Genomic DNA, 22,958 nt, shown 5'->3' with positions numbered 1-22,958 from the left:
CAGACAGGGCAACCGCCTGAACGGATCCGAGTATTCCGCTTCCGTGTGTCGTCCTCGTGAACAGGTCCACCCCGAGCGCGGTCAGCGCAGGATCGCGAACCCGTCGCCGTCGCCGTGCGGGACCACGCTGCGTCGGGCGACGTCGGTGACCGTGGCGGTCGGCGGACCGGTGCGGAGGAACGCCATGAGCGCCTCGACCGCCTCGGACGGCCCCTCGGCCTCGACCTCGACGGTCCCGTCGAACAGGTTCCTGGCGTACCCGTCGAGTTCGAGCCCGTCTGCCTTGCGTGCGGTCCAGTACCGGAAGCCGACCCCCTGCACCGAGCCGGACACCACGGCGTGCACCCTCGTCACCGTCGTCATGGCGCCAATGTAGGCACGTCGGGGACCCTGCACGTTACGGCGCTGTTCCGGTTCCGTGAACCGACTGATAGTGTCATCACAACCCGAACACTTCGAGTCATCATGACACAAACACATCCCACCAGCATCCGCGTCGCGGTCTCCACCGTGATCGTCGCCCTGCGCCCGCACCCCGACACCGGTGCCCCGGCGCTGTGGATGCCGCTCGTGCGCCGTGTCGCCGATCCGTTCGAGGGGTCGTGGGCGCTGCCCGGTGGCTGGGTCGGCCCGGACGAGGGGCTCGAGGACTCCGCCGCGGCGCGCCTGCGCGAGACGACGAACGTGCAGCCGCGGTACCTCGAGCAGCTGTACGCGTTCGGCGACGTCGACCGTTCGCCGAGCCGCGTGGTGTCGATCGTCTACTGGGCGCTCGTCCACCCCGACGAGGCCGAGTCCGTCCCCGACGACTGGAACGTCCGCTGGTTCCTGGCCGACGAGCACCCCGCACTCGCGTTCGACCACGACCACATCGTCGCCTACGCCCTCTGGCGGCTCCGCAACAAGGTGTCGTACTCGCGGATCGCGCAGGCGTTCCTCGGGGACCGGTTCACCCTCGCCGAGCTGCGCGGGGTGTACGAGGCCGTGCTCGGGCGGACGCTCGACCCCGCGAACTTCCGTCGACAGGTCGCGCAGTCCGACGCCGTCATCGCGACGGACGAGACCACGAGCGGTGACCGGCACCGCCCGGCTCGGCTGTACCGCTCGAACCCCGACCTGGCCTACGCGGACAACGGCCCGCTGCAGCCCGCCCACCCCCGGCAGCACCACCCGCAGAACCGATAGGAACCACAGTGTCCATCGCCACCACGATCGAGCTCATCTCCAACGGCAAGGCCGACGGCAGCACCTGCACCCCCGACCTCGCCGCGCCGACCTGGGACTTCGACAGCCGCCCGGGCTACGGCCCCGGCTCGTCGATGTCCGACGTCATCCCGACCTCCGCACCGCGGCAGGGGCAGCTCCCCGACGAGTACCGGACCGCGAGCGACGCGGAACTCCACGAGCGCATCGAGCGGGCGAAGGCGACGCTGGGGGACCGGGTCGTCGTGCTCGGCCACTTCTACCAGCGCGACGAGGTCGTCCGGCACGCGGACTTCCTCGGCGACTCGTTCCAGCTCGCGAACGCCGCCCTGACCCGGCCCGACGCCGAGGCCATCGTGTTCTGCGGCGTCCACTTCATGGCGGAGACGGCGGACATCCTCGCCCGTGACGACCAGCGTGTGGTCCTGCCGAACCTCGCCGCCGGGTGCTCGATGGCGGACATGGCCGACATCGACAGCGTCGAGGCGGCCTGGGCCGAGCTCGCCGCCGTGTACGGCACCGAGCCCGACGCCGACGGCCGCGTGCCGGTGATCCCCGTCACGTACATGAACTCCGCCGCCGACCTCAAGGCGTTCTGCGGCCGGAACGGTGGGATCGTCTGCACGTCGTCGAACGCGGCGACCGTGCTCGAGTGGGCGTTCGAGCGGGGGCAGCGCGTGCTGTTCTTCCCCGACCAGCACCTCGGTCGGAACACCGCGAAGGCCATGGGGATCAGCACCGACCGCATGCCCATGTGGAACCCGCGGAAGGCGCTCGGCGGCAACGACGCACAGACCCTGCTCGACGCGCAGGTGGTCCTCTGGCACGGGTTCTGCTCGGTGCACCGCCGGTTCACGGTCGAGCAGATCGACCAGGCCCGCCGGGAGGACCCCGGTGTGCAGGTCATCGTGCACCCCGAGTGTCCGATGGCCGTCGTGGACGCTGCGGACGCTGCGGGCAGCACCGACCTCATCCGCCGGACCGTCGCCGCCGCCACCGAACCGACCTCGTTCGCGATCGGGACCGAGATCAACATGGTGAACCGGCTCGCGGCCGAGTACCCGCAGCACCGGATCACCTGCCTCGACCCCGTCGTCTGCCCCTGCTCGACGATGTACCGGATCCACCCGGGCTACCTCGCCTGGGTGCTCGAGGCACTCGTCCGCGGCGAGGTCCTCAACGAGATCACGGTGCCCGCCGACGTGCAGGCCGACGCCCGGGTCGCGCTCGAGCGCATGCTCGCCGCGAAGCCCCGCGGCTGACGGCCCCGCGCGAGGACACCGGGGACCGCACCGTGCACGTCGTCATCGTCGGGTCCGGCATCGCCGGGCTCACCGCCGCGATCCGCGCCAGCGCCCGCCACGACGTCACCCTGGTGACGAAGGGCGGGCTCGCCGACGGCGCCACCGCCGCTGCCCAGGGCGGGATCGCCGTCGCGCTCGGCGCCGACGACACCGTCGCGCTGCACGAGCACGACACCCACGTCGCGGCCGTCGGTGGGGCCGATGCGCGCGCCGTCGCGCTGCTCTGCGCCGACGGGCCCGCCCGGGTGCGGGACCTGCTCGCGCTGGGCGTCCCGTTCGACCGGACGTCGGACCCCGCGTCCCTCGACCGCCACGGCGACGACCTGGCGCGCGGGCGCGAGGCCGCGCACGGTCGCTGGCGCGTCCTGCACGCCGACGGCGACGCCACGGGCGCAGCGGTCGAGCGCACGCTCGTCGCCGCCCTGCACCGGCAGCACGTCACGGTCCTGGAGCGCACCTGCCTCACCGACCTGGTCGTCCGGGACGGAGCGGTGGTCGGTGTGGACGTGCTCGACCTGCTCGGCGAGCCCCGACGCATCGAGGCGGACACGGTCGTGCTCGCCTCCGGGGGCGCCGGCCACCTGTACCGCGAGACGACCAACCCGCTGGTCGCGACCGGCGACGGCGTCGCAGCGGCCTGGCGGGCGGGGGCCGTCCTCGCCGACCTGGAGTTCGTCCAGTTCCACCCGACCCGGCTGGCCGTACCCGACGGTGGGCTCGTCTCCGAGGCGGTCCGCGGCGAGGGTGCCGTCCTGCGCGACGCCGCCGGACGACGCTTCATGAGCGCCGTGCACCCGGACGCCGAGCTGGCGCCGCGCGACGTGGTCGCCCGCGGCATCGCGGCCGCCGTCCGCGACCAGGGCGGCGCCCCCGTGCTCCTCGACGCCACGGGGCTCGGCGCGGACCGGCTCGTCGCACGCTTCCCCGGCCTCACCCGCGCGACCCGCGCGGCCGGCTTCGACTGGACGCGGGAGGGCGTGCCGGTCGCCCCGGCGGCGCACTACGCGATGGGCGGGATCGCCACCGACAGCGAGGGGCGCACCAGCCTCCCCGGACTGCTCGCCGTCGGCGAGGCCGCCTGCACCGGCGTCCACGGCGCGAACCGACTCGCGTCGAACTCCCTGCTCGAGGGGCTCGTCTTCGGCGTGCGGACCGCCGACGCGATCGGTGCCCCACGACCCGCGCAGCTGCGCCTGCGCGGCGACGCGGCCCTGCCCGTGCGCACCGTCCCCGACGACCAGGTGGGCACGGAGGCGGAGCCGCACCGTGCCTCCCGGCCGGACGGAGGGGTGCCGGGATCGACGCCGCACGGGACGGACCGCAGCGGACGGCCCGGAGGCGCCGCCCACCCGGACCGTGCCACCGACCTCCGGCAGGCGGTCCAGACCGAGATGACGGAGCGGGTCGGCCTGCTCCGGGACGCGGACGGACTCGCCGCCGCACGTCGCGCGCTCGCTGCGCTCCGGTCGCCGGTGGCGCGCACCGTGCGGGACCACGAGGACCGCGCCCTGCTCGACCTGGCGCGGGTCACCGCACTCGCGGCGGCTTCCCGGACCGAGTCGCGCGGGGCGCACGCGCGCACCGATCACCCGGAGACCGATCCCTCCGCGCCGGTGTCGACCGGGTGGGTCCGCGCCGTCCGGCGCGGCAGCGCCCCGGCCTCCGTCCAGTCCAGCAGCACAGCGCAGTCCAGCAGCACCGCGAAGTCCAGCAGCACCGCGCCCGTCCAGCAGGGAGTCCCCGCATGACCACCACCACCGCAGTCGACCCCGGGACGATCCCGCCGCACGCCCTGCGTCGCGTGATCGAGACGGCGCTCGAGGAGGACGCTCCGTGGGGTGACGTCACGAGCGAGACGCTCATCCCCGTCGACGCCCGCGCGACCGCGACCATGGCCGCCCGCGAACCCGGCGTGCTGTCCGGCGGCGCGGTGTTCGCCGCCGTGATGCACGCCGTCGACCCCACGGTGCGCACGGAGCTGCACCTGGCCGACGGCGAGCTCTTCGACGCCGGACAGGTCCTCGCCACGGTGCACGGCCCTGCGCGCTCGGTCCTGCGCGCCGAGCGGGTCGGGCTCAACCTGGTGCAGCGGATGTCCGGCATCGCGACCGTCACCGCGCGGTACGTCGCGGCCGTCTCGGGGACGGGCGCACGGGTCGTCGACACCCGCAAGACCACTCCGGGCCTCCGGGCCGTCGAGCGGTACGCCGTGCGCTGCGGCGGTGGCCACAACCACCGGAACTCGCTGTCCGACGCCGTCCTCGCCAAGGACAACCACCTGGCCGTGCTGCTCGCCGGCGGCACCGCGATCGGCGACGCCGTCCGCGGAGCCCGTGGTCGGCTCGGGCACACGGTCCACCTGGAGGTCGAGGTCGACCGGCTCGACCAGGTCGAACCCGTGGTCGCGGCCGGTGTCGACACGATCATGCTCGACAACTTCACGCCGGAGCAGCTCGTCGAGGGCGTGCGGCTGGTCGCGGGCCGTGCGCTCGTCGAGGCCTCCGGCGGGGTCTCGCTCGACACGGTGGGCGCCATCGCGCGCACCGGGGTCGACGTCGTCTCCGTCGGCGCACTCACCCACTCGGCGCGGGCGCTCGACCTCGGGCTCGACGTCGACGTGACCGGCGGCTGACCCGGTGTTCTACCTCGACCGCGCCGCGACCACCCCGGTCCGCCGCGAGGTGCTCGAGGCGATGTGGCCGTACCTCACCGGCGTCTTCGGCAACCCGTCGTCCACGCACGGGGTGGGCGAGGCGGCCGCCCGGGGACTCGCCGACGCCCGGGCGACGATCGCCCGGTTCCTCGGGTGCCGTCCGGGCGAGGTCGTCCTCACCACCGGCGGCACCGAGGGTGCGAACACCGCGGTCAAGGGCATCGCGCTCGCGGCACCCCGCGGCCGGCACGTCGTCACGAGCGCGATCGAGCACGAGGCGGTGCTCGAGAGCTGCCGGTACCTGGAGCGCCACCACGGGTTCACCGTCACGCTCGTGCCGGTCGAACGCGACGGGACCGTGACGCCCGAGGCGCTCGCGCGGGTCGTCCGTCCGGACACCACGCTCGTCTCGGTGGCACACGCCGACAACGAGGTCGGCACCGTGCAGGACCTCCCGGCCCTCGCGGCGGTCGCGCACCGCGTCGGGGCCCGGTTCCACACCGACGCCGTGCAGAGCGCTCCGTGGCTGCCCCTCGGGCTCGACCGGCTCGGCGTCGACGCGCTGTCGTTCTCCGGGCACAAGCTCGGCGCCCCGAAGGGCACCGGCGCACTCGCGGTCCGGGGTGGGGTACCGCTCGAGCCGCTGCTGCACGGCGGGGGACAGGAGCGGGGGAGACGGTCGGGGACCGAGGACGTCGCCGGAGCGGTCGCCCTCGCCACCGCGGTGTCGCTCGTCGAGGGGGCCCGGGGCGCCGCTGCCGCCCGTGCGACCGTGACCCGGGACGCCGTGGTCGAGGGCGTGCTGGCGTCGGTGCCCGGTGCCGTGCTGACCGGGGCGGCGCCGGTCGGGTCGGCGCTGGGCGGGGCGGGTCGGCTCCCGGGGCACGCGTCGTTCTGCTTCCCGGCGGTGCCGGGTGGTCCGCCGGCGGTCAACGGCGAGACCGTGCTGCTCGAACTCGAGGAGCGCGACGTCGTGACCTCCTCCGGGAGCGCCTGTGCCGCGGGGAGCACCGAGGCCTCACACGTCCTCACCGCCCTCGGACTGTCGGAGGACACCGCGCGCACGGCCCTGCGACTGACGTTCGACGACGGGCTCACGGATGAGGACGTGGCCGTCGTGGTGCGGGCGGTCGCCGAGTCGGTCGCCGCGGTTCGGCGCCTGAGCTGAGTGTACTAGACGTTCTACTCCATAGTTGGGGGTGATGTCCCCCCTTCTGCGGACAGCGATCGTCCGTCACGATGGAGCCATGGCGAACGCGATCACCACCCGGGACCGACAGGAGGTCCCCTTCCGTGCGGTCCAGCTCCTGCCGGCACCCGCGACCGTGGTCGCCATCGCACTCGCCGCGCAGCACGACCTCGGCACCGCCCCGCTCGGCGCCATCGCGACCGTGGGGGCACTCGCCACCGTCGTGAGTGCCCTGCTCCCGACGGTCGGCACCGCGGCACTCCGTCGGGCCATGCCCGCCCCCAGCGAGACGGACCGGTACCGAGGAGACACCGAACACCTCTGAGGAACCCACCACCCGAGGCCAGCACCGCGCGGTCCCGTCACCCCGGGGCCCGCGGTGCTCATGACCGGACGCAGCACCCCTGACCGCGTCCGGCGCCGGACACGACATCCCCTGTCGTCGTGCTCGAGCGGCCGCCGCGCCCGTCGTGGACGCGGCGCCGGACCCTGACCGGCGCCGCACCCCCTGTCAGTCCACGACGGGTCGCGGTGGCGTCGAACGGCCGCGCAGCTGCCGTCCCGCCGTCGAGCGGCGGCCGCCCGGTCGTCGTGCCCGGGGGTGAGCGTGTCAGCGTGCCGCCGGCGCGGGGACGCCCGGCCAGACGTAGTCCAGGTCGTCGGGCACGTCGGGGAACAACGGTCGGTAGTGCTCCGGCGCCTTCTGCACGAGCTTCGACCGGTGCGACGCGTGCACCGCCGGGTCGGCGTTCCACGCGGGCACCGCGAAGTCGCCGCGCTCGTACGCGACCAGGTCCTCGGGGACCAGCCCGAGGTCGGCCAGGGTCTTCTCCAGGCAGGTGTCGGCATGCCCGCGCTCGAGCCACACCCGGCACGTCGCGTCCTGGTAGGCCATCAGCGCCGGGCGGTACCCGCGCCACATGGCGACGACGGGGTGGTGCTGCCAGCCGTAGTCCGGCAGGGTCAACGCCCGCATCACCTGCAGGGTCTCGACGCGCTGCTTGCCGAGTCGCTTGTCGTCGAGGACCTCGGCCGAGGCGCGGAAGTCGGCGTACGGCAGGAACGTCTGCATCACCCGGACGGTACCCGTGCGTGCTGGTGGGCGACACAAGTCGTCACACCCGGACGGGCCGTCGGACGACGTGTGAGCATCGACCGCATGGACGGAGCACTCGTCGTCGGCGTCAGCGGCAGCCCATCGGACCCCTCGCGCACCTCGACCCTGGTCGGGGCGACCGTGGCGCGCATGGCGAAGGACCTGCCGGACGCCCGGACCGCACAGGTCGAGATCGGACCCCTGCTCGCGGACCTCGGTGCCGCGCCCTCCCGCGAGGCGATGTCGGACCGCACCCGGCGCGCGCTCGAGACCGTCGAGGCAGCGGACGTGCTCGTCGTCGGCAGCCCGGCGTTCCGGGCCGCCTACTCCGGTGCCTTCAAGCTCTTCTTCGACTGGGTGGGGCAGTACGACCTCGTCGACACCCCGGTGCTCCTGACCGCCACGGGCGGCAGTGACCGGCACGCACTGCTCGTCGAGCACCAGATGCGCCCGCTGTTCGGCTTCTTCCAGTCGACGACCCTGCCGCTCGGCGTGTTCGGGAACGAGCGCGACTTCACCAAGCGCGAGGGCGGGTACGACATCGCCAGCGTCGACCTCGAGCTGCGCATCGACCAGGCGGTCCGGCGCGCGCTGCCGATCGTCCGCGGAGGCTTCGCCGCCGTCGGCGCCGACGACGTCCGCCGTCCCGCCGACTTCTAGTCGCCGCCCGCCCGCCGCTCGCGGTCGCACGACGCGCCGCCGGTCGCGCCGCCGAGCGGGCACGACACGCCGCGCGTCGTCCGCCGAGGGGGCGATGTACGTCACGGTCGATCGCGACCGTGACGTACATCGCCCGTTCGGAACCTCACCGGGACGGGACGGGACGGGGCGGACGGGACGGGACGGACGGCACGTCTGGACGCGGGGCGGACGGGAGGCGCGTGGCGGGCAGGTGCCGCGCCTCCAGGCCGTCAGTCGGTCGGGTCGGCCACCAGCGACGCGACGTGGGCGACCGCCAGGCGGTAGCCGTCGGCGCCCGCGCCGGCGATGACCGCGGTCGCCGCGGTCGCGACGTGGTCGACGTGCCGGAACGGCTCGCGCTTCCACGTGTTCGAGAGGTGCACCTCGACGACCGGGACGCTCAGCGCCTCGACCGCGTCGTGCAGCGCGATCGAGGTGTGCGCGTAGGCGGCGGGGTTGATGACCACCGCGACGAAGTCGTCGAGCGCCTCGTGCAGCCACTCGACGAGCTCGCCCTCGCGGTTGGTCTGCCGGAAGTCCGCCTCGAGCTCGTGGACCGCCGCCTCGGTGTGCACGATCGCCTCGAGCTCGGCGAGCGTCACGGTGCCGTACTGTGCCGGGTCGCGACGCCCGAGGATGTCGAGGTTCGGCCCGTTCAGGACGAGGATCCGCCGGGGGCGTGTCGTGGTGTCGGTGACCGGCTCGCTCATGGGGAGAGCCTACCGAGCGGCGGGGCTGCAGCGACGGCGACGGATGCGCGAGCTATGTGAACGGTCACATCGCGGTGTAACGTTCCCGCTCGGGTCGGCGCAGTTGCCGACTGCAACACACTGATGTGGAGATCGCATGGTTCTCGCTGCGGCGACCAACGGGATCCGGCTCGAACTGGGCTGGGTCGACTACTTGATGATCATCGTGTACTTCGCGGTGGTCATCGGCATCGGGTTCACCGCCCGCAAGCAGGTGCGGACGAGCATGGACTTCTTCCTGTCCGGCCGCTCGATGCCGGCCTGGATCACGGGCCTGGCGTTCGTGTCCGCGAACCTCGGCGCGACCGAGATCCTCGGCATGGCCGCGAACGGCGCGCAGATCGGCATGGCGACGCTGCACTACTACCTCATCGGTGCCGTGCCCGCGATGGTGTTCCTCGGGCTCGTGATGATGCCCTTCTACTACGGGTCCAAGGTCCGGTCGGTGCCGGAGTTCATGCTCCGCCGCTTCGGCAAGGCGCCGCACCTGGTGAACTCGATCGCGTTCGCGGTGTCGAACGTGCTCATCGCCGGCATCAACCTCTACGCCATGGCGATCGTCATCGAGGCGATGCTCGGCTGGCCGGAGTGGCTCGCGATCCTGGTGTCCGCCGCGTTCGTGCTCGCCTACATCACCCTCGGTGGCCTGAGCAGCGCGATCTACAACGAGGTCATGCAGTTCTTCGTGATCATCGCGGGCCTCGTGCCGCTGACGATCGTCGGCCTGCACCGTGTCGGCGGGTGGGGCGGTCTCACCGAGGCCATCAAGCAGACCCAGGGCGTGCAGCACCTGCAGGCCTGGACGGGCACCGGCATCGGCGACGTCACGAACCCGATCGGGGCGAACTGGCTCGCCATCGTGCTCGGCCTCGGCTTCGTGCTCTCCTTCGGCTACTGGACGACGAACTTCACCGAGGTGCAGCGCGCGTTCTCGGCGAAGAACATGTCGGCAGCCCGCCGGACCCCGCTCATCGCGGCGATCCCGAAGCTCTTCATCCCGTTCATCGTCGTCGTGCCGGGGCTCATCGCCGCGGCCGTCGTGGGCAACCAGTTCGCCTCGGGGGAGCTGACCTACAACGACGCGATCCCGAAGCTCATCCAGATGTACCTGCCGACCGGCGTGCTCGGCATCGCGGTGACGGGTCTGCTCGCCTCGTTCATGGCGGGCATGGCGGCGAACGTCTCCTCGTTCAACACCGTCTTCACGTACGACATCTGGCAGCGGTACATCAAGCCGAACATGCCCGACCTGCACTACCTGAAGACCGGTCGCTGGGTCACGGTCGTCGGCGTGGTCGTCGGCATCGGCACGGCGTTCCTCGCCGCGCAGGCCGGCAACATCATGACCTACATGCAGACGCTGTTCTCGTTCTTCAACGCACCGCTCTTCGGCGTCTTCATCCTCGGACTCCTGTGGAAGCGGATGACCACCCAGGGCGCGCTCTGGGGCTACGTGCTCGGCATCGTGACGCCGACGATCACCTGGATCGCGTACCTCGTGAACCCGTCGCTGTTCTCGACGGCGACCGCCGAGACGATGTACGGCGCGATCATCTCGTTCGTCACGGTGCTCGTCGTCGGCGTGCTCGTCTCGCTCGCCACGAAGCCGAAGGACGTGTCGGAGCTCGGCGGCCTGGTGTACGGCGTCGGCAAGATCGACATGACCGCCGGAGCCGTCGCGACGGACACCGCCTGGTACCGCTCGCCCGCGCTGCTCGGCACCGTCGCGCTCGTGCTGTGCGTCGCCCTCTACCTGCCGTTCCTCTAGGCCCGGACCCGAAGGAGTACTCCCATGCGTGAGGACACCACGAAGCTCACCGAGGAGCAGGCGGCGCTCGTCCGCTCCACCCGCCGACTCGACCTGCGCCGCATCCTCGGCGGCCTGTTCGTGCTCTACGGCGTGATCACCACCATCGTCGGCATCGTCCACTGGGACACCGACCCCGAGAAGACCGGCGGCATCCACATCAACCTGTGGGTCGGGCTGTCGCTGCTCGTCGGCGGGCTGCTCTTCTTCCTGTGGGACCGGCTGAACCCGGTGCCTGCCGAGGACATCGTCGGGCAGGCCGAGGCCGAGGCCGACCAGCGCGCCGCAGGCGAGGGGCGCGAGCGGGTCTGACCCCGCTGCGCCGCTGCGCCCGCTCGGCGAGAACGGGCGTACCTGGTGAGAACGGGCGTACCGGGTCGGATCATCCGACCAGGTACGCCCGTTCTCACATTCCATCTCGGGCGTTCTGGGAAGGAACGGGCGGCCGGGACGCGGTCGGCCCCGGGACGGGACGGTTGCGCTCGACGGGCGGCTGGGCCAGGTTGGTGCTCGACGAAGGGAACCACCGTGGAGCAGATGGTGTTCATCAACCTGCCGGTCACCGACCTGGACCGGGCAGTCGGCTTCTACGAGGCGCTCGGCTACACGGTGAACCCGGAGTTCACCGACGAGACCGCCGCGTGCATCGTCGTGAGCAGCACCGTGTACGTGATGCTCCTCACGCATGCGAAGTTCCAGGAGTTCACCGACGGGACGATCGCCGCCCCCGGGACGGTCGAGGTGATCAACTCGCTGAGCGCAGCTTCGAAGGACGAGGTGCACCGCATCGTCGACGCCGCCGTCATGAGCGGCGGGAACGAGGACCGCCCGGAGACCGACCTCGGCTTCATGTACCAGCGCAGCTTCACCGACCCGGACGGCCACCGGTGGGAGTACGTCTGGATGGACCAGGCCGCGATGACGGGCGACGGCACCGATCGGTGACCCCGGGGTCGTCGGTGCGGTCGGCCAGGATGGACGCGTGAGCGACGACCCGACGATGATCCCCGACGGCCTGGTGACCGGAGAGGACGGCCTCGCGCGCCCGGTCTGGGCCGCGACCGACCCGATGCTCCGCGAGTACTACGACACCGAGTGGGGCATGCCGGTCCGCGACGAGCGCGGGGTGTTCGAGCGGTTGTCGCTCGAGGCGTTCCAGTCCGGGCTGTCCTGGCGCACGATCCTGGCCAAGCGCCCCGCGTTCCGCGCGGCCTTCGCGGACTTCGACCCGGACGTGGTCGCGGTCTTCGGGGACGACGACGTCGAGCGCCTGATGGCGGACGCCGGCATCGTCCGGAACCGGGCGAAGATCCGCGCGACGATCACGAACGCGAACGCGACGATCGCCCTGCGCGCCGACGGTGGGCTCGCCGACCTCGTGTGGTCCTTCCGGCCGGACGCGACACCGGCGCCGCGGACGATCGCCGAGGTCCCGACGACGAGCGAGGCGTCCGTGGCGCTGTCGACGGCCCTGCGGAAGCGCGGGTTCGCGTTCGTCGGGCCCACGACGATGCACGCCCTGATGGAGGCACTCGGCATCGTCGACACCCACCTGGTCGGCAGTCACCGACGCGGCACGTCCGGCGTCTGGGCCTGACAGGCCGCGATCAGTCGAGCGGGAGCTGCATCTGCGTCGCGGTGACGCGGTAGCCGAGCGCGGCGTACAGGTCCTGCGCGCCCGTGTTGTACCCGAACACGTTGAGCCCGATGCTCGTGGCGCCGTGCTCACGGGCGACCCGCTGCCCGGCCTCGAGCGCCCGTCGGGCGTGACCGCGGCGACGGAACGGCTCGTCGACCTCGACGTCGAACACCCACCACTCGGTGCTGCCCGACGAGAACGGTCCGATCCAGAGGTACCCCACGACGGCGTCGGCGTCGTCGACCAGGTCCCAGACGAAGTGGTCGGGCAGGGGTGCCCCGTCCGGGAACCACTGGTCGAGCGACCGCTGCTTGTTCGCCTCGGCCTGCTCGCGGGTCTCACCGGCCCGCATGCGCGATCCGACGTACTCCGCCATCGTGCGGTCCAGCCAGGCCGGGAGGCGCGTGGCCGGCATCGGGACGAGCCGCGTGTCCGTCACCGGTTGCCCTTGGACCCGCGTTTCGGCTTGCCGTTCCCGAGCCGCTGGGTGCCCGGTCGTCCGGTCCCGCGCGGCTTGCGCGCGCCCTTGCCGCCCGCCTTGCCGCCGGCGGCCTGCTTCGCGGTGGCCTTGCCGCCACCGGCGCGGGCGGTGCTGCCGCGACCGGCTCCGGAGCCGTCCCGCGTTCCGCGCGAGCCGGCGTCGTCGGCGTTCGTCGTGCCTCCCGGTCGGTCGGCGGCGTTCCGCGAGCTGTTGGCGGTGCGACCGCGCACGACACCGATGAACTCCTCGGTGGTGTCGGAGGCGTCCGCGTCGCGCCAGACGAGGGCGATCCGGGTGCCCGCTGCGCCGTCGAGGGGCTTCGCCACCAGGTCCTTGCGGCTGGCCGCGCGGAAGAGGGACTGGGGGAGCACGACGACCCCGACGTTCGCCTCGACCAGGTCGAGGGCGGCGGACACGTCCTCCGGCACGGGCCCGGCGTCGACGACGTGCACGTCGGCCAGGTCGGCCTCGGTCACCACGTCGGAGGAGGCGAGGGACGCGTCCTTCGGCATCGCGACGACGGCCGTCTCGGTCCAGAGCGGGATGGCGTTGAGGTGGGCGCCGACGGGCATCCGGGCGAAGGCCATGTCGGCCTCGCCGGTGAGCGCGTCGTCGACCTCGGTCGGTCCGACCGGCAGCAGGCCGAGCTCGGCGTCCGGGAAGCGTTCCCGCCAGACCCGGACCCACTTCGCGGGGGAGACCCCCGGGACGAAGGCGATGGTGAGGGCCGCGGTCATGCAACCGAGTGTAGGGGCCGTACCCTGGTACGCATGGCGCAGGAACAGACGATGAAGCCCGAGACGGCTGCGAAGAAGCTCGGCATCCTGCTGGCGGCAGCCCCGGAGTCGTTCCGCGCGGAGCCGGTCACCCGGACCGCCTTCGACGAGCTCCGCACGCAGCCGCCGGCGTGGCTCGAGGAACTCCGTCGCGAAGGGCCGCACCCGCGTCCGGTCGTCGCGCAGAAGCTCGGCGTGTCGATCTCCGGCCTGGTGCGTGCCGGGGTCGAGGAGCCCCTGACCACCGCCGAGGTCAAGGCCCTCCTGCAGGAGATGCCCGAGTGGCTCGTGCGTGAGCGTGCGACGCAGGCCGAGGTGCACGCCGAGAACGCCCGCGTGAAGCAGGAGCGTGCCGACAAGGCCGCTGCGCGCGCCCAGGACTGACCGACCGGACCGACCCGGACGCCGCTCGCCGTGACCGCCGTGCACGAGACCGTCGCCGACGCGATGCTCGTCGTGCCGCAGTTCGCATCGGTCTGCTGCATCGTGGGGGACCGCTACCGGCCCCGACCGGGTGTGATCGTCCCCGCCGCGGTGATGCTCGTGGCGATGGTGCTCCCCGTCGTGCAGGCGGGCGCCTCGTGGACGCTGCTGGCCGCGGCGACGCTGCTGCTCCTCGCGCCGCTGCCCGTGCTGCGGCGCCGTCGGCCGGACGGGCGTCGGGCGGAGCCGATGGACGTGCACCGGGCACTGTCGTCGGTCGTGATGGCCGGCATGCTCCTGATGGGGCACGCGACCGGGCTGTCCGACGGGCACGCCGGACACGGGATCGCGCTCTCCGCGGTCCTCGGAGCCGGTGTGATCGGCTACTGCGCGTTCAGCGGGTGGCTGCTCCGGTACGAGTGGGCGCGCGAGGACCGTCGAGCCGTCCGCAGCGGTGAGGTCTTCGCGATGACGGTCGCCGTGGTCGGGATGACGCTGGCGATGTAGCGCTGGGGTCGACCAGCGGTAACGTCGGGGCGTGTCCGACCGAACCGTCCGTCGCCCCGATCCCGCACCGCGCCTCGACGAGGTCGACGAGCGCATCCTCTGGACCCTCGCCGGCGACGCCCGGATGCCGAACAACCGGCTGGCCGCCGCGGTCGGGGTCGCGCCGTCCACGTGCCTGACGCGGGTGCGCGCGCTCGAGGACGCCGGGGTGATCCGCGGCTACCGGGCCGACGTCGACGTCGCGAAGCTCGGGTTCGCGATCGAGGCGATGGTGTCCGTCCGGGTGCACGCCGCGGCCCGGCACGAACTGCGCGACTTCGCGAAGCGCCTGCTCCGGGTGCCCGTCGTGCAGGACGTGGCGTTCCTCGCCGGCGACAAGGACTTCCTCGTGCACATCGCCTGCACGTCGACGGAGCAGCTGCGGGACTTCGTCGCCGACGAGCTGAGCGGGGACCCCGCCGTCGCGACGACGCAGACGAACATCGTGTTCGAGCGGCTCGTCGCGGACCGCGCGCACCAGGGGCGGTCGTTCGACGAGCTCCGCCGCTGGCGCGCCTGACCCGGGCGACGAGCTGCGGCGCCGGCGAGCCTGACCCGGGCCGACGTCGCACCGACCCGGGACGCGGACGACAGTGCGCTCAGCGGGTGCGCGTCATCGGGACGTGCGGGATGGCGTCCTCGAGGAAGTCGTTGCCGGACCGCACGAAGCCGAACCGGCCGTACCACTGCTCGAGGTGCGCCTGCGCGTTGATCGCGATCGACGACGAGCGGGACTCGGCGATCGCCGCCTCCATGAGCTGCGCCCCGAGCCCCTGCGACCGCGCGTGCCGGGCGGTGGCGACGCGGCCGATGCGCTCGGTGCCGTCGTCCTCGCGGAGCAGCCGGAGCGTGGCGTCCACCGAGCCCTGCCCTGCCCAGAACTGCACCGTGCCCGGCTCGAGGTCACGGCCGTCGATGTCCGGGTAGGCGCACTCCTGCTCGACGACGAACACGTCCTGTCGGAGCCGCAGGATCTCGTGCAGCGTCACGATGTCGAGGTTGCGCGTCGGGGCGGAGAAGATCGAGACCACGTGCGGCCTTTCCTGAGAATTTCTTCCGTGACCGGTTCCGGTCCGGGATCGATCGGCGTACAGTGCCGGTCAACCACTCTACGTGCGCAGCCGAGATCAGGAGGTGAGCGCATGGACCAGCCGTTGCGCGACCCCTGGCGCGCGCTGCTCCGGACCGCCCTCGTGGGCGTCGGGGTCGCCGCTGCGCTCGTGCTGCTCTCGCTGCTCCTCGGTGCCCGTCCGGCCGCAGCAGCCGAGGGGGATCCGCAGCAGCGCGGGCTGGTCAGCGGGCTGGTCCAGGACGTCGGCGACACCGTGCAGGGAGCGACGCAGGCCGTCGACAGTGCGGTCGCCCCCGTGCGGCAGGCCGTCGCACCGCCCGCCGCTGCCCCGGTGCCAGCGGCTCCGGCTCCCGCCCCCGCTGCTCCGGCTCCCGTCGCTGCCGCTCCGGCTCCTGCCGCCGCGGCTCCCGCCCCGGCGCGTCCCGCACCGCCGGCACCGCCGGTCGTGCAGCACGCCGTACCGGCCGTCCCAGCGACCAGCCCGCAGACGCCGGCGGCCCAGCAGACGACGACCGCACAGCAGACGCCGGCGGCCCAGCAGGCCCCGTCCACGCCGCAGGCGTCGCCGACTCCGCCGACCGGCACCGCCGCGATCCCGGCCACGCCGACGACCGCCGGTGGTGAGGACGTGGCGAGCAGTGCCTCCCGGCCGCTCACCGACACCCTCACCGGCGCCCTCCGCCCCGTCACCGAGACGGTGCAGACGGTCACGGGAGCACGGCCCGTCACGGGCGTCGTCGACACGGTCGACAGCGTGGTCGGCGCCCTCCCGGTGACCCGCGACCTGCTCGGTGACGACACCGTCGGCACCGTCACCGCGCCGGTCACCGGAGCGGTCGACGACGTGGTCGACGCTGTCGGGACGACCGTCGGATCGCTGCCCGGCACGGTCGAGCAGGTCCTCCCGCCCGTCGAGGACGCGCTCCCGGTCCTGCCGCTCCCGGTGACGCCGGTCCTGCCGCTCCCCGTCACGCCGGCCCCGCTGCCGCCCCTCCTGCCGGGAGGCACGGCGCCCGTCCCCGGGACCGCGCCGACCCCGGTGGGCGGCACGGACGAGCAGCCGGTGCGCGTCCGGCACGACGCGCCCACCCCAGCCTCCGCCGTCGCCGTGGACGGCGCCAGCGGCCCACCGACGGTGGCCGGTGTCCCGGCACCACCGGGTGACGTCGCACGCGACGGCGCTCCGGCCACCGAGCACGTGGCGGTCGCCACCGTCGTCGGTGCTGCCGCCCCGGCCGCTCCGGTGCCGGCCGCGGCGACCGTCGGCGGGGCGGCGCTGCTCGTCCCGGCGGACGGCGACGGCCACGACGGCCTCCCGTCCGGCCCGGGCGTCTCCGGTGCCGCGGGCGGTGCCACCTCCGGCTCCGCGGGCGCCGCGCCCGTCGGGCTCGACGGCACCTCCGGTGTCCGGTTCTCCCTCGCCGTGGGGTCACGCGGCAGCCTCGCCGACGACGTGGTCCCCGCGTCCGTCGTCGGCGACCACGACGTCGCTCCTGACTGAGATCGGTGCGCCTGTCCAGCACGGCAGGCACGCACCACCCGACCGCGATCGCGGTCGGAGGACAGATCTCGATCAGTGAGGAACGAACGACCATGAACAAGTACGTCTCGAGAGGGCTCTGGTTCACCCTCTTCGTCGGCGGCCTGACGCTCGGGGGGACCGCGGTGGCGAACGCCGCCACGACCTCCGGTGACGACGGCCTGCTGTCCGGCACCCAGGTGGCACCGTCGATCAGTGCCCCGGTGTCCGTCTCCGGGAACGCCCTCGGGCTGCTCGGCGACGCCGTGTCCACGACCGGCTCGGCTCCGGCTGCTCCGGCTCCCGCTCCGGCTGCTCCGGCCCCGGCTCCTGCCCCTGCCCCGGCCACCTCGGGTGACGACGGCATCGCGTCCGGTACCCAGGTCGCGCCCGTCGTGACGGCACCGGTGCAGGCGACCGGCAACGCGGTCGCCGTGGCGGGCGACGCCGTGGCGACCGCTCCGGCGCCCGCTTCGGCTCCGGCGCCCGCCCCGGCTCCTGCTCCTGCTCCGACGACGACCGGCTCGGACGCTGTCGCGTCGGGGACGCAGGTCGTCGGTGACGTCACCGCTCCGGTGTCGGTCACCGGCAACGCCGTCGGTGTCGCGGATGACGCGGAAGCCGCTCCGGCGTCCGCTCCGGCCGCGGCGACGAGCAGCCCGGCGGTCCCGGAACCGGCAGCCGAGCCGGTGACGTCCGGTTCGGACGGCATCGCGTCCGGGACGCAGGTCGCCCCGGTCGTGTCCGTCCCCGTGACCGTCGGCGGCAACGGCATCGGGGTGCTCGGTGACGGCTCCGCGACGGGGACGGCGCCGACCGCTGCCCCGGGTTCGGGTTCGGGTTCGGGTTCGACCCCGACCGCGGGTGGCACGACGTCCGGTGACGACGCTGTGCTCAGTGGCACGCAGGTGTCACCGATCGTCGACCTGCCGATCACGATCGGCGGGAACGGCATCGGCGTCGTCGGAGACGGCACCAGCACCGGCACCGGCACGACCGGCACCGGCGGGGGTTCGGGTTCGACCCCGGTCGTGGGTGGCACGACGTCGGGTGACGACGGCGTGGGCTCCGGGACGCAGGTCGCCCCGGTGGTCGCGATCCCGGTGACCGTCGGTGGGAACGGCATCGGCGTCGTCGGTGACGGCACCAGCACCGGCACCGGCACGACCGGCACCGGCTCGGGTTCGGGTTCGACCCCGGTCGCGGGTGGCACGACCTCCGGTGACGGCGGTCTGCTCGGCGGGACGCAGGTGATCCCCGTGATCAGCGTGCCGATCACCGTCGGCGGGAACGGCATCGGCATCGTCGGTGACGGCACCAGCACCACGACCCCGGGCACCGACCCGGGTACGGACCCGGGCACCGACCCCGGTACGGACCCGGGGACCGACCCCGGTACGGACCCGGGCGCTGACCCCGGTACGGACCCGGGCACCGACCCCGGTACGGACCCGGGAACCGACCCCGGTACGGACCCGGGGACCGACCCCGGTACGGACCCGGGCGTGACGCCCGGTGACACGACGGGCGGGACGACCCCCGGCACCTCGGTGCCGGAGGCGACCACCGTCCCGGTCGCGAGCACGGAGGTCACCGCGGCCGGCGCGGTCACGGCGACCAGCGCCTCCCGGTCGACCGTGGCGTCCTCGACGGGGACGACCGCCGCTGCTGCGCCGGCGGCGCAGCCGGAGCTCGCGTACACCGGAGCCGGCTCGCAGACGGTCCCGGCGGGCATCGCGTTCCTGCTCCTGCTCCTCGGAGCCGGCGTGCTCGTGCTCCGCAGGCGCACCGCCTGACACCAGGGAGTCGGAGGGGCGTCGTCCGCGGCGCCCCTCCGACCCGTTTCCGCGAACCGGATGCCGCTGTGGAGCGCCTGGAGCATCCCTGGGAGCGATCAGTGCCCAACCTGTGCGCAGTGGAAGCGCTTCCGAGGCTGTGCGGCAGCGGTGCGGGGCCACGATGAACCCGTGCTCCACGAACTCCTCCGCGTCCCGATCACCGGCAGCCGCCTGCTCGTCCCGGTGTACGTCCTCGCAGCCCTCCTCGCCGGGTGGGTCCTGGTCGGTCCGGTGCACGAGCGGCACCGGCTGCGTCGTGCCGCGGTCCGGGTCGGGGGAGCGGCGGTCGGAGCGGCGATCGGCCTCGTCGCCGTGTGGTGGACCGGCGACGTGCAGGACGACTTCGGCGTGCAGTTCACCCCGGTCACCCGGATGTGGGTGGCGTTCGCGTTCGCGGGCGTGGCGCTCCTGCTCGTCGTGGCGGTGCAGGGCGGGTGGCTCGCACGGGTCCTCGCCGTCGCCGCTGCCGGTGCGCTCCTGCTGTCGGCGGGCCTCGGCGTCAACGTGGACTTCGGGTTCTACAAGAACATCGAGCAGGCCGTCGCGACCAACCCCTACCGGAGCCGGGACCTGCCGCCGCTGTCGGACCCGGGGTCGCACCTCGAGGTCGACGCGGCGGACTGGCACGCGCCGGCGGGCATGCCGTCGAAGGGCGAGACCATCAGCGTGACGATCCCGGGGACGGTGTCGCACTTCCGGGCGCGCAAGGCGGTGGTCTGGCTCCCGCCGGCCGCACAGGTGGCCCACCCGCCGCGGCTGCCCGTCCTCGTCGCGCTCTCCGGGCAGCCCGGGCAACCGGCCGACATGTTCCAGACCGGCGACCTCGGCAGCTTCCTCGACCGCTACGCCGCCGCACACCACGGCCTCGCCCCGATCGTCGTGTCGCCGGACCAGCTCGCGGCGCCGAACCGGAACCCGATGTGCGTGGACTCCCGGCGCCTCGGCAGGAGCGCCACCTACGTGATGACCGACACGGTGCACTGGATCGAGCGGCACCTGCCGGTCGCCAGCGGAGCAGGAGCCTGGGGCATCCTCGGGTTCTCGCAGGGCGCGACGTGCACGATGCAGTTCTCCACCGAGCACCCCGACGTCTTCGGTGCGGCCCTGGCGATCTCGAGCGAGCTCGCCCCGGTGACCGGCGACGCGCAGCGGAGCACCGCGCTGGCGTTCGGTGGTTCGGCTGCCGCCTACCGTGCCGCGGCGCCCGTCGCGATCATGGCGGCGCACGGGCCGTACCACGACCACCTCACCGTCTTCGGCTACGGTCAGGACGACGCCCCCTACCGGGCGTCGACCGAGACCCTGCACGCCGCAGCGGTCCGTGCGGGCATGCAGACGCAGGTCATCGTGTCGCCGGGTTCGGCGCACGACTGGAACACCGTGCGGTACGTGCTGGCCCACGGACTGCCGGTCGTCCTGGCACACCTCGGTCTCCCGCAGGAGGACGGTGCGCTGTGAGCAGGACCACGTCAGGAGCGGCCGCCCTCGGGTCGCGGATCGTCAGGTCGACCCGGCGGCACCCGGTCACGGCGGTCGTCGTCGTCCTCGTGCTCCTCACCTCGATCGCGGGCCTCGTCGTCCGCGTCGTCGGGCACACCGGCTCCCTGGACACCGTGCACTTCGGACCCTTCCGGGTCTTCGCCGTCACCACCGGGGCGCTGGCGCTCGCCCTCACCCTCGTTGGTGTGGTGGCGCTCGTCGGGGCGTCGGAGCGACTGATGGGCAGCAGGCGGACGGCCCTCGCGTTCGTCCTGACCACCGTCGTCGGCACGGGGCTCGGCGCCCTCACGGCCCTCGTCGACCAGGACGGCCGCGCGGCCGGCGCGCTGCTGCTCGGACGCGCGACGAGCTTCGACCCGTGGACGGCCATCGTCGGGACGATCGTCACCGCGAGCGCGTTCGCCGGTCCGCTGTGGCGCCGACGGATCCGGGTCAACGTCGTCGCCGTCGTCGCCGCGCTGCTGCTGTACGCCGGACACGCCTCGGACCTCTACGCATCGCTCGCGGCGGCGGCCGGGTGGCTGCTCGGCGACCTGCTCCGCCGAGGCCCCGCCCGGATCGGCTGGACCAGGAGCTCGCACCGCGAGACCCGGGTCCTGCTCGGCACCGTGGTCCTCGTGTCGGCCGTGGGTCCGGTCATCGCGCTCCTCTCCCGTGCCCGCGTCGGGCTCCTGGCCCCGCTCGCGGCCGTCGTCGGCACCGGGCCGGTCACCCCCGTCCACGGCTGCCACGCGGACAGCGCGTCGGGCGAGTGCCTGCGGGGGCTGCTGGCGTACCGGGCCACCGACCCGTGGACGCTCGTGCTCGCGGTCGCACCACTCCTCGTGCTCCTCGTCGCCGGCCTCGGGCTGTTCCGGGGGAGTCGCTTCGCGGTCTGGCTCGCCGTGGTCGTCGACGTCGTGCTCGCCGTCGCTGCCGCCGTGACCTACGGGCTCCTGCCCGCCGGGGCGGCGGAGCTGCACGGGGCCGAGAACCGCTTCGTGGTCACCGTCTCGGTGACCGCCTCCGTCGTCGTGCCGCTCGCCACCGCGCTCGTGCTCGTGCTGCTCCGCCGTTCGTTCACGGTGCTGCCCGCACGGCGACGCGTCGTGACCTTCGCCGTGGTCGTCCTCGTCGCACTCGGCGTGGTGACGACCGTCGTGCTCGTCACCGCGGCGTCCACGCGCGAGACGGTCGCGGACCCGCTGCGGCTCGTCGTCGCGGCGCTCGGCCCGCTGTCGCCCGTGGTGTTCTGGGACCGGCTGGCGTCCCTCGACCCGGCGCTCCGCTTCGTGCTCGGCGCCGCTGGCCCGGTGCTCTGGCTGGTCGTGGCCGGTGCCGCCGTCCGTCCCACGGGCGCTGTCGAGCCGGACGCCGACGTCGACGGACTCCGCGAGAGCCGACTCCGCGCCCGCACGCTGCTCGAGGCCGCCGGCGGCGACACCTTCGGGTGGATGACCACCTGGCAGGGCAACGCGTACTGGTTCAGCGAGGACGGCCGCGCCGGTGTCGCGTTCCGCCGCAACGGGCGGGTCGCAGTGACGGTCGGCGGTCCCTTCGGGTGGCCGGACGCCCGCGACGCAGCGATGGTCGCGTTCGCGCGGTGGTGTGACGACAACGGCTGGACCGCCGTCTTCTACGGCATCGGAACCGAGGCCGCCGGGACCCTCACCGCGCAGGGGTGGGAGACGCTGCCGGTCGCGGAGGACGCCGACCTCGACCCCCGCACGTGGACCACGAGCGGCAAGAAGAAGCAGGACGTCCGCACCGCCGTGAACAAGGCGGACCGCGAGGGCATCACCGCCCTGTGGTCCTCGTGGCAGGACCTGCCCCCGGCGACGGTCCGGCAGATCGAGGCGATCTCCGAGGAGTGGGTCTCGGAGCGCGAGCTGCCCGAGATGGGCTTCACGCTCGGTGGCGTCGACGAGATGCGGGACCCGGCGGTGCGCACGCTCGTCGCGCTCGACCCCGAGGGCACCGTCCTCGCCGTCACGAGCTGGCTGCCGAGCCACCGGGCCGGCAGGGTCGTGGGGTGGACGCTCGACGTGATGCGGCGCACGGGTGCGGCCCCGAACGGGGTGATGGAGTTCCTCGTCGCGAGTGCGGCGCAGCGGATGCGCGAGGACGACGTCGAGCGGCTCAGCCTGTCCGCCGCACCGCTCGCGCAGTCCGCGGAGGGTGCCCCCGCGGGCGAGGGCGTGCAGGACCTGCTCGACCTGGTGGGCGGCGTGCTCGAACCGGTCTACGGGTTCCGCTCGCTGCTGCGCTTCAAGGCGAAGTTCGGGCCGGAGCTGCACCCGCTGGTGCTCGCCTACCCGGACCCGGTGGCACTCCCGGCGATCGGTGTCGCCGTCGTGCGGGCCTACCTGCCGGACCTGTCCCTGCGGCAGGCGGTGGCGCTGGTCCGCGGGCGGAGCTGAGACCGGTCCGGCCGTGCCGGACCGACGTCGGCGTCCCGCACGCACCACGCGACGGACGGGAGGCCCGTGGCGGCGCCGCCCCG

At 73.5% G+C, this 22,958-nt stretch carries 24 protein-coding genes; 18 read left to right on the top strand and 6 right to left on the bottom strand.

Going from position 1 to position 22,958, the window contains the following annotated elements; translation table 11 throughout:
- Positions 1–81 precede the first annotated feature (81 nt).
- Complete coding sequence (locus tag NI26_RS11385; protein ID WP_066655367.1) at positions 82–363, bottom strand: acylphosphatase; 282 nt, start codon at positions 361–363, stop codon at positions 82–84.
- A 102-nt stretch (positions 364–465) separates the two neighbouring features.
- Between NI26_RS11385 and NI26_RS11380 the strand changes: the two genes are divergently transcribed.
- The 6 genes from NI26_RS11380 (at position 466) to NI26_RS11355 (ending at position 6,674) form a co-directional block, all read left to right on the top strand.
- Positions 466–1,185: an NUDIX hydrolase gene (locus NI26_RS11380; RefSeq protein WP_066655366.1), complete on the top strand. Its 720-nt coding sequence runs from the start codon at positions 466–468 to the stop codon at positions 1,183–1,185.
- A gap of 8 nt (positions 1,186–1,193) precedes the next feature.
- Positions 1,194–2,465, top strand: coding sequence for a quinolinate synthase NadA (nadA, locus tag NI26_RS11375; RefSeq protein ID WP_066655365.1), 1,272 nt, complete (start codon positions 1,194–1,196; stop codon positions 2,463–2,465).
- Between the two features lie 32 nt (positions 2,466–2,497).
- Entirely contained in the window at positions 2,498–4,255 is a 1,758-nt protein-coding gene (locus tag NI26_RS11370; RefSeq protein ID WP_081984972.1) for an L-aspartate oxidase, read from the top strand.
- A complete protein-coding gene (gene nadC, locus NI26_RS11365; RefSeq protein ID WP_066655364.1) occupies positions 4,252–5,139 on the top strand; it encodes a carboxylating nicotinate-nucleotide diphosphorylase in 888 nt (295 codons plus the stop codon). The genes NI26_RS11370 and nadC overlap by 4 nt, the downstream gene beginning before the upstream one ends.
- 4 nt (positions 5,140–5,143) lie before the next feature.
- A complete protein-coding gene (locus NI26_RS11360; RefSeq protein ID WP_066655362.1) occupies positions 5,144–6,328 on the top strand; it encodes a cysteine desulfurase family protein in 1,185 nt (394 codons plus the stop codon).
- Positions 6,329–6,407: 79 nt separating this feature from the next.
- Entirely contained in the window at positions 6,408–6,674 is a 267-nt protein-coding gene (locus NI26_RS11355) for a hypothetical protein (RefSeq protein ID WP_066655361.1), read from the top strand.
- Between the two features lie 285 nt (positions 6,675–6,959).
- Here the strand turns inward: NI26_RS11355 and NI26_RS11350 are convergent, their stop codons facing one another.
- Positions 6,960–7,421 carry an MSMEG_6728 family protein gene (locus tag NI26_RS11350; protein ID WP_066655360.1) on the bottom strand — a complete coding sequence of 154 codons (462 nt, stop codon included), beginning with the start codon at positions 7,419–7,421 and terminating at the stop codon, positions 6,960–6,962.
- Positions 7,422–7,508: 87 nt separating this feature from the next.
- Here NI26_RS11350 and NI26_RS11345 point away from each other — a divergent pair, with 87 nt between their 5' ends.
- Positions 7,509–8,105, top strand: a complete 597-nt coding sequence (locus NI26_RS11345) for an NAD(P)H-dependent oxidoreductase (protein WP_066658492.1) — start codon at positions 7,509–7,511, stop codon at positions 8,103–8,105.
- Positions 8,106–8,356: 251 nt separating this feature from the next.
- On the opposite strand, the gene aroQ is transcribed toward NI26_RS11345, so the two are convergent.
- The gene (gene aroQ / locus NI26_RS11340; RefSeq protein WP_066655356.1) at positions 8,357–8,836 is read right to left on the bottom strand and encodes a type II 3-dehydroquinate dehydratase; all 480 of its coding nucleotides are present in this window, start codon (positions 8,834–8,836) and stop codon (positions 8,357–8,359) included.
- Positions 8,837–8,972: 136 nt separating this feature from the next.
- Between aroQ and NI26_RS11335 the strand changes: the two genes are divergently transcribed.
- From NI26_RS11335 to NI26_RS11320, 4 genes are all read left to right on the top strand, one after another.
- Entirely contained in the window at positions 8,973–10,643 is a 1,671-nt protein-coding gene (locus tag NI26_RS11335) for a sodium:solute symporter family protein (RefSeq protein ID WP_066655354.1), read from the top strand.
- 24 nt (positions 10,644–10,667) lie between these two features.
- On the top strand, positions 10,668–10,994 hold the full coding sequence (locus tag NI26_RS11330; protein WP_194074877.1) for a hypothetical protein: 327 nt from the start codon (positions 10,668–10,670) through the stop codon (positions 10,992–10,994).
- 225 nt (positions 10,995–11,219) lie between these two features.
- Positions 11,220–11,627, top strand: coding sequence for a VOC family protein (locus NI26_RS11325; protein WP_245172227.1), 408 nt, complete (start codon positions 11,220–11,222; stop codon positions 11,625–11,627).
- 55 nt (positions 11,628–11,682) lie between these two features.
- Entirely contained in the window at positions 11,683–12,279 is a 597-nt protein-coding gene (locus tag NI26_RS11320) for a DNA-3-methyladenine glycosylase I (protein WP_066658490.1), read from the top strand.
- 10 nt (positions 12,280–12,289) lie between these two features.
- Here NI26_RS11320 and NI26_RS11315 read toward each other — a convergent pair whose 3' ends face one another.
- On the bottom strand, positions 12,290–12,760 hold the full coding sequence (locus tag NI26_RS11315; RefSeq protein ID WP_066655347.1) for a GNAT family N-acetyltransferase: 471 nt from the start codon (positions 12,758–12,760) through the stop codon (positions 12,290–12,292).
- Positions 12,757–13,539 carry a LysR family transcriptional regulator substrate-binding protein gene (locus tag NI26_RS11310; protein ID WP_066655344.1) on the bottom strand — a complete coding sequence of 261 codons (783 nt, stop codon included), beginning with the start codon at positions 13,537–13,539 and terminating at the stop codon, positions 12,757–12,759. The genes NI26_RS11315 and NI26_RS11310 overlap by 4 nt, the downstream gene beginning before the upstream one ends.
- A 33-nt stretch (positions 13,540–13,572) precedes the next feature.
- On the opposite strand from NI26_RS11310, the gene NI26_RS11305 reads away from it, so the two are divergent.
- The 3 genes from NI26_RS11305 to NI26_RS11295 are packed head-to-tail and all read left to right on the top strand — an operon-like array spanning position 13,573 to position 15,067.
- Positions 13,573–13,962, top strand: a complete 390-nt coding sequence (locus NI26_RS11305) for a DUF5997 family protein (RefSeq protein ID WP_066655342.1) — start codon at positions 13,573–13,575, stop codon at positions 13,960–13,962.
- Positions 13,963–13,992: 30 nt separating this feature from the next.
- Positions 13,993–14,508, top strand: a complete 516-nt coding sequence (locus NI26_RS11300; protein WP_066655339.1) for a hypothetical protein — start codon at positions 13,993–13,995, stop codon at positions 14,506–14,508.
- Between the two features lie 31 nt (positions 14,509–14,539).
- On the top strand, positions 14,540–15,067 hold the full coding sequence (locus NI26_RS11295; protein WP_066655337.1) for an Lrp/AsnC family transcriptional regulator: 528 nt from the start codon (positions 14,540–14,542) through the stop codon (positions 15,065–15,067).
- A 79-nt stretch (positions 15,068–15,146) separates the two neighbouring features.
- On the opposite strand, the gene NI26_RS11290 is transcribed toward NI26_RS11295, so the two are convergent.
- Positions 15,147–15,578, bottom strand: coding sequence for a GNAT family N-acetyltransferase (locus NI26_RS11290; protein ID WP_066655335.1), 432 nt, complete (start codon positions 15,576–15,578; stop codon positions 15,147–15,149).
- Positions 15,579–15,689: 111 nt separating this feature from the next.
- Here NI26_RS11290 and NI26_RS17080 point away from each other — a divergent pair, with 111 nt between their 5' ends.
- From NI26_RS17080 to NI26_RS11270, 4 genes are all read left to right on the top strand, one after another.
- Positions 15,690–17,120 carry a hypothetical protein gene (locus NI26_RS17080; RefSeq protein WP_066655333.1) on the top strand — a complete coding sequence of 477 codons (1,431 nt, stop codon included), beginning with the start codon at positions 15,690–15,692 and terminating at the stop codon, positions 17,118–17,120.
- Positions 17,121–17,212: 92 nt separating this feature from the next.
- Positions 17,213–18,934 carry a hypothetical protein gene (locus tag NI26_RS16610; protein ID WP_144411344.1) on the top strand — a complete coding sequence of 574 codons (1,722 nt, stop codon included), beginning with the start codon at positions 17,213–17,215 and terminating at the stop codon, positions 18,932–18,934.
- A gap of 171 nt (positions 18,935–19,105) precedes the next feature.
- A complete protein-coding gene (locus NI26_RS11275; protein ID WP_235426350.1) occupies positions 19,106–20,434 on the top strand; it encodes an alpha/beta hydrolase in 1,329 nt (442 codons plus the stop codon).
- A complete protein-coding gene (locus NI26_RS11270; RefSeq protein ID WP_066655328.1) occupies positions 20,431–22,875 on the top strand; it encodes a bifunctional lysylphosphatidylglycerol flippase/synthetase MprF in 2,445 nt (814 codons plus the stop codon). Before NI26_RS11275 ends, NI26_RS11270 begins: the two co-directional genes overlap by 4 nt.
- Positions 22,876–22,958: the final 83 nt, after the last annotated feature.

It is taken from the genome of Curtobacterium sp. MR_MD2014 (assembly GCF_000772085.1).
Lineage (GTDB): Bacteria > Actinomycetota > Actinomycetes > Actinomycetales > Microbacteriaceae > Curtobacterium.
Note: the sequence above shows the minus strand (reverse complement) of the source record. Positions and strands in the feature narration are given on the sequence as shown.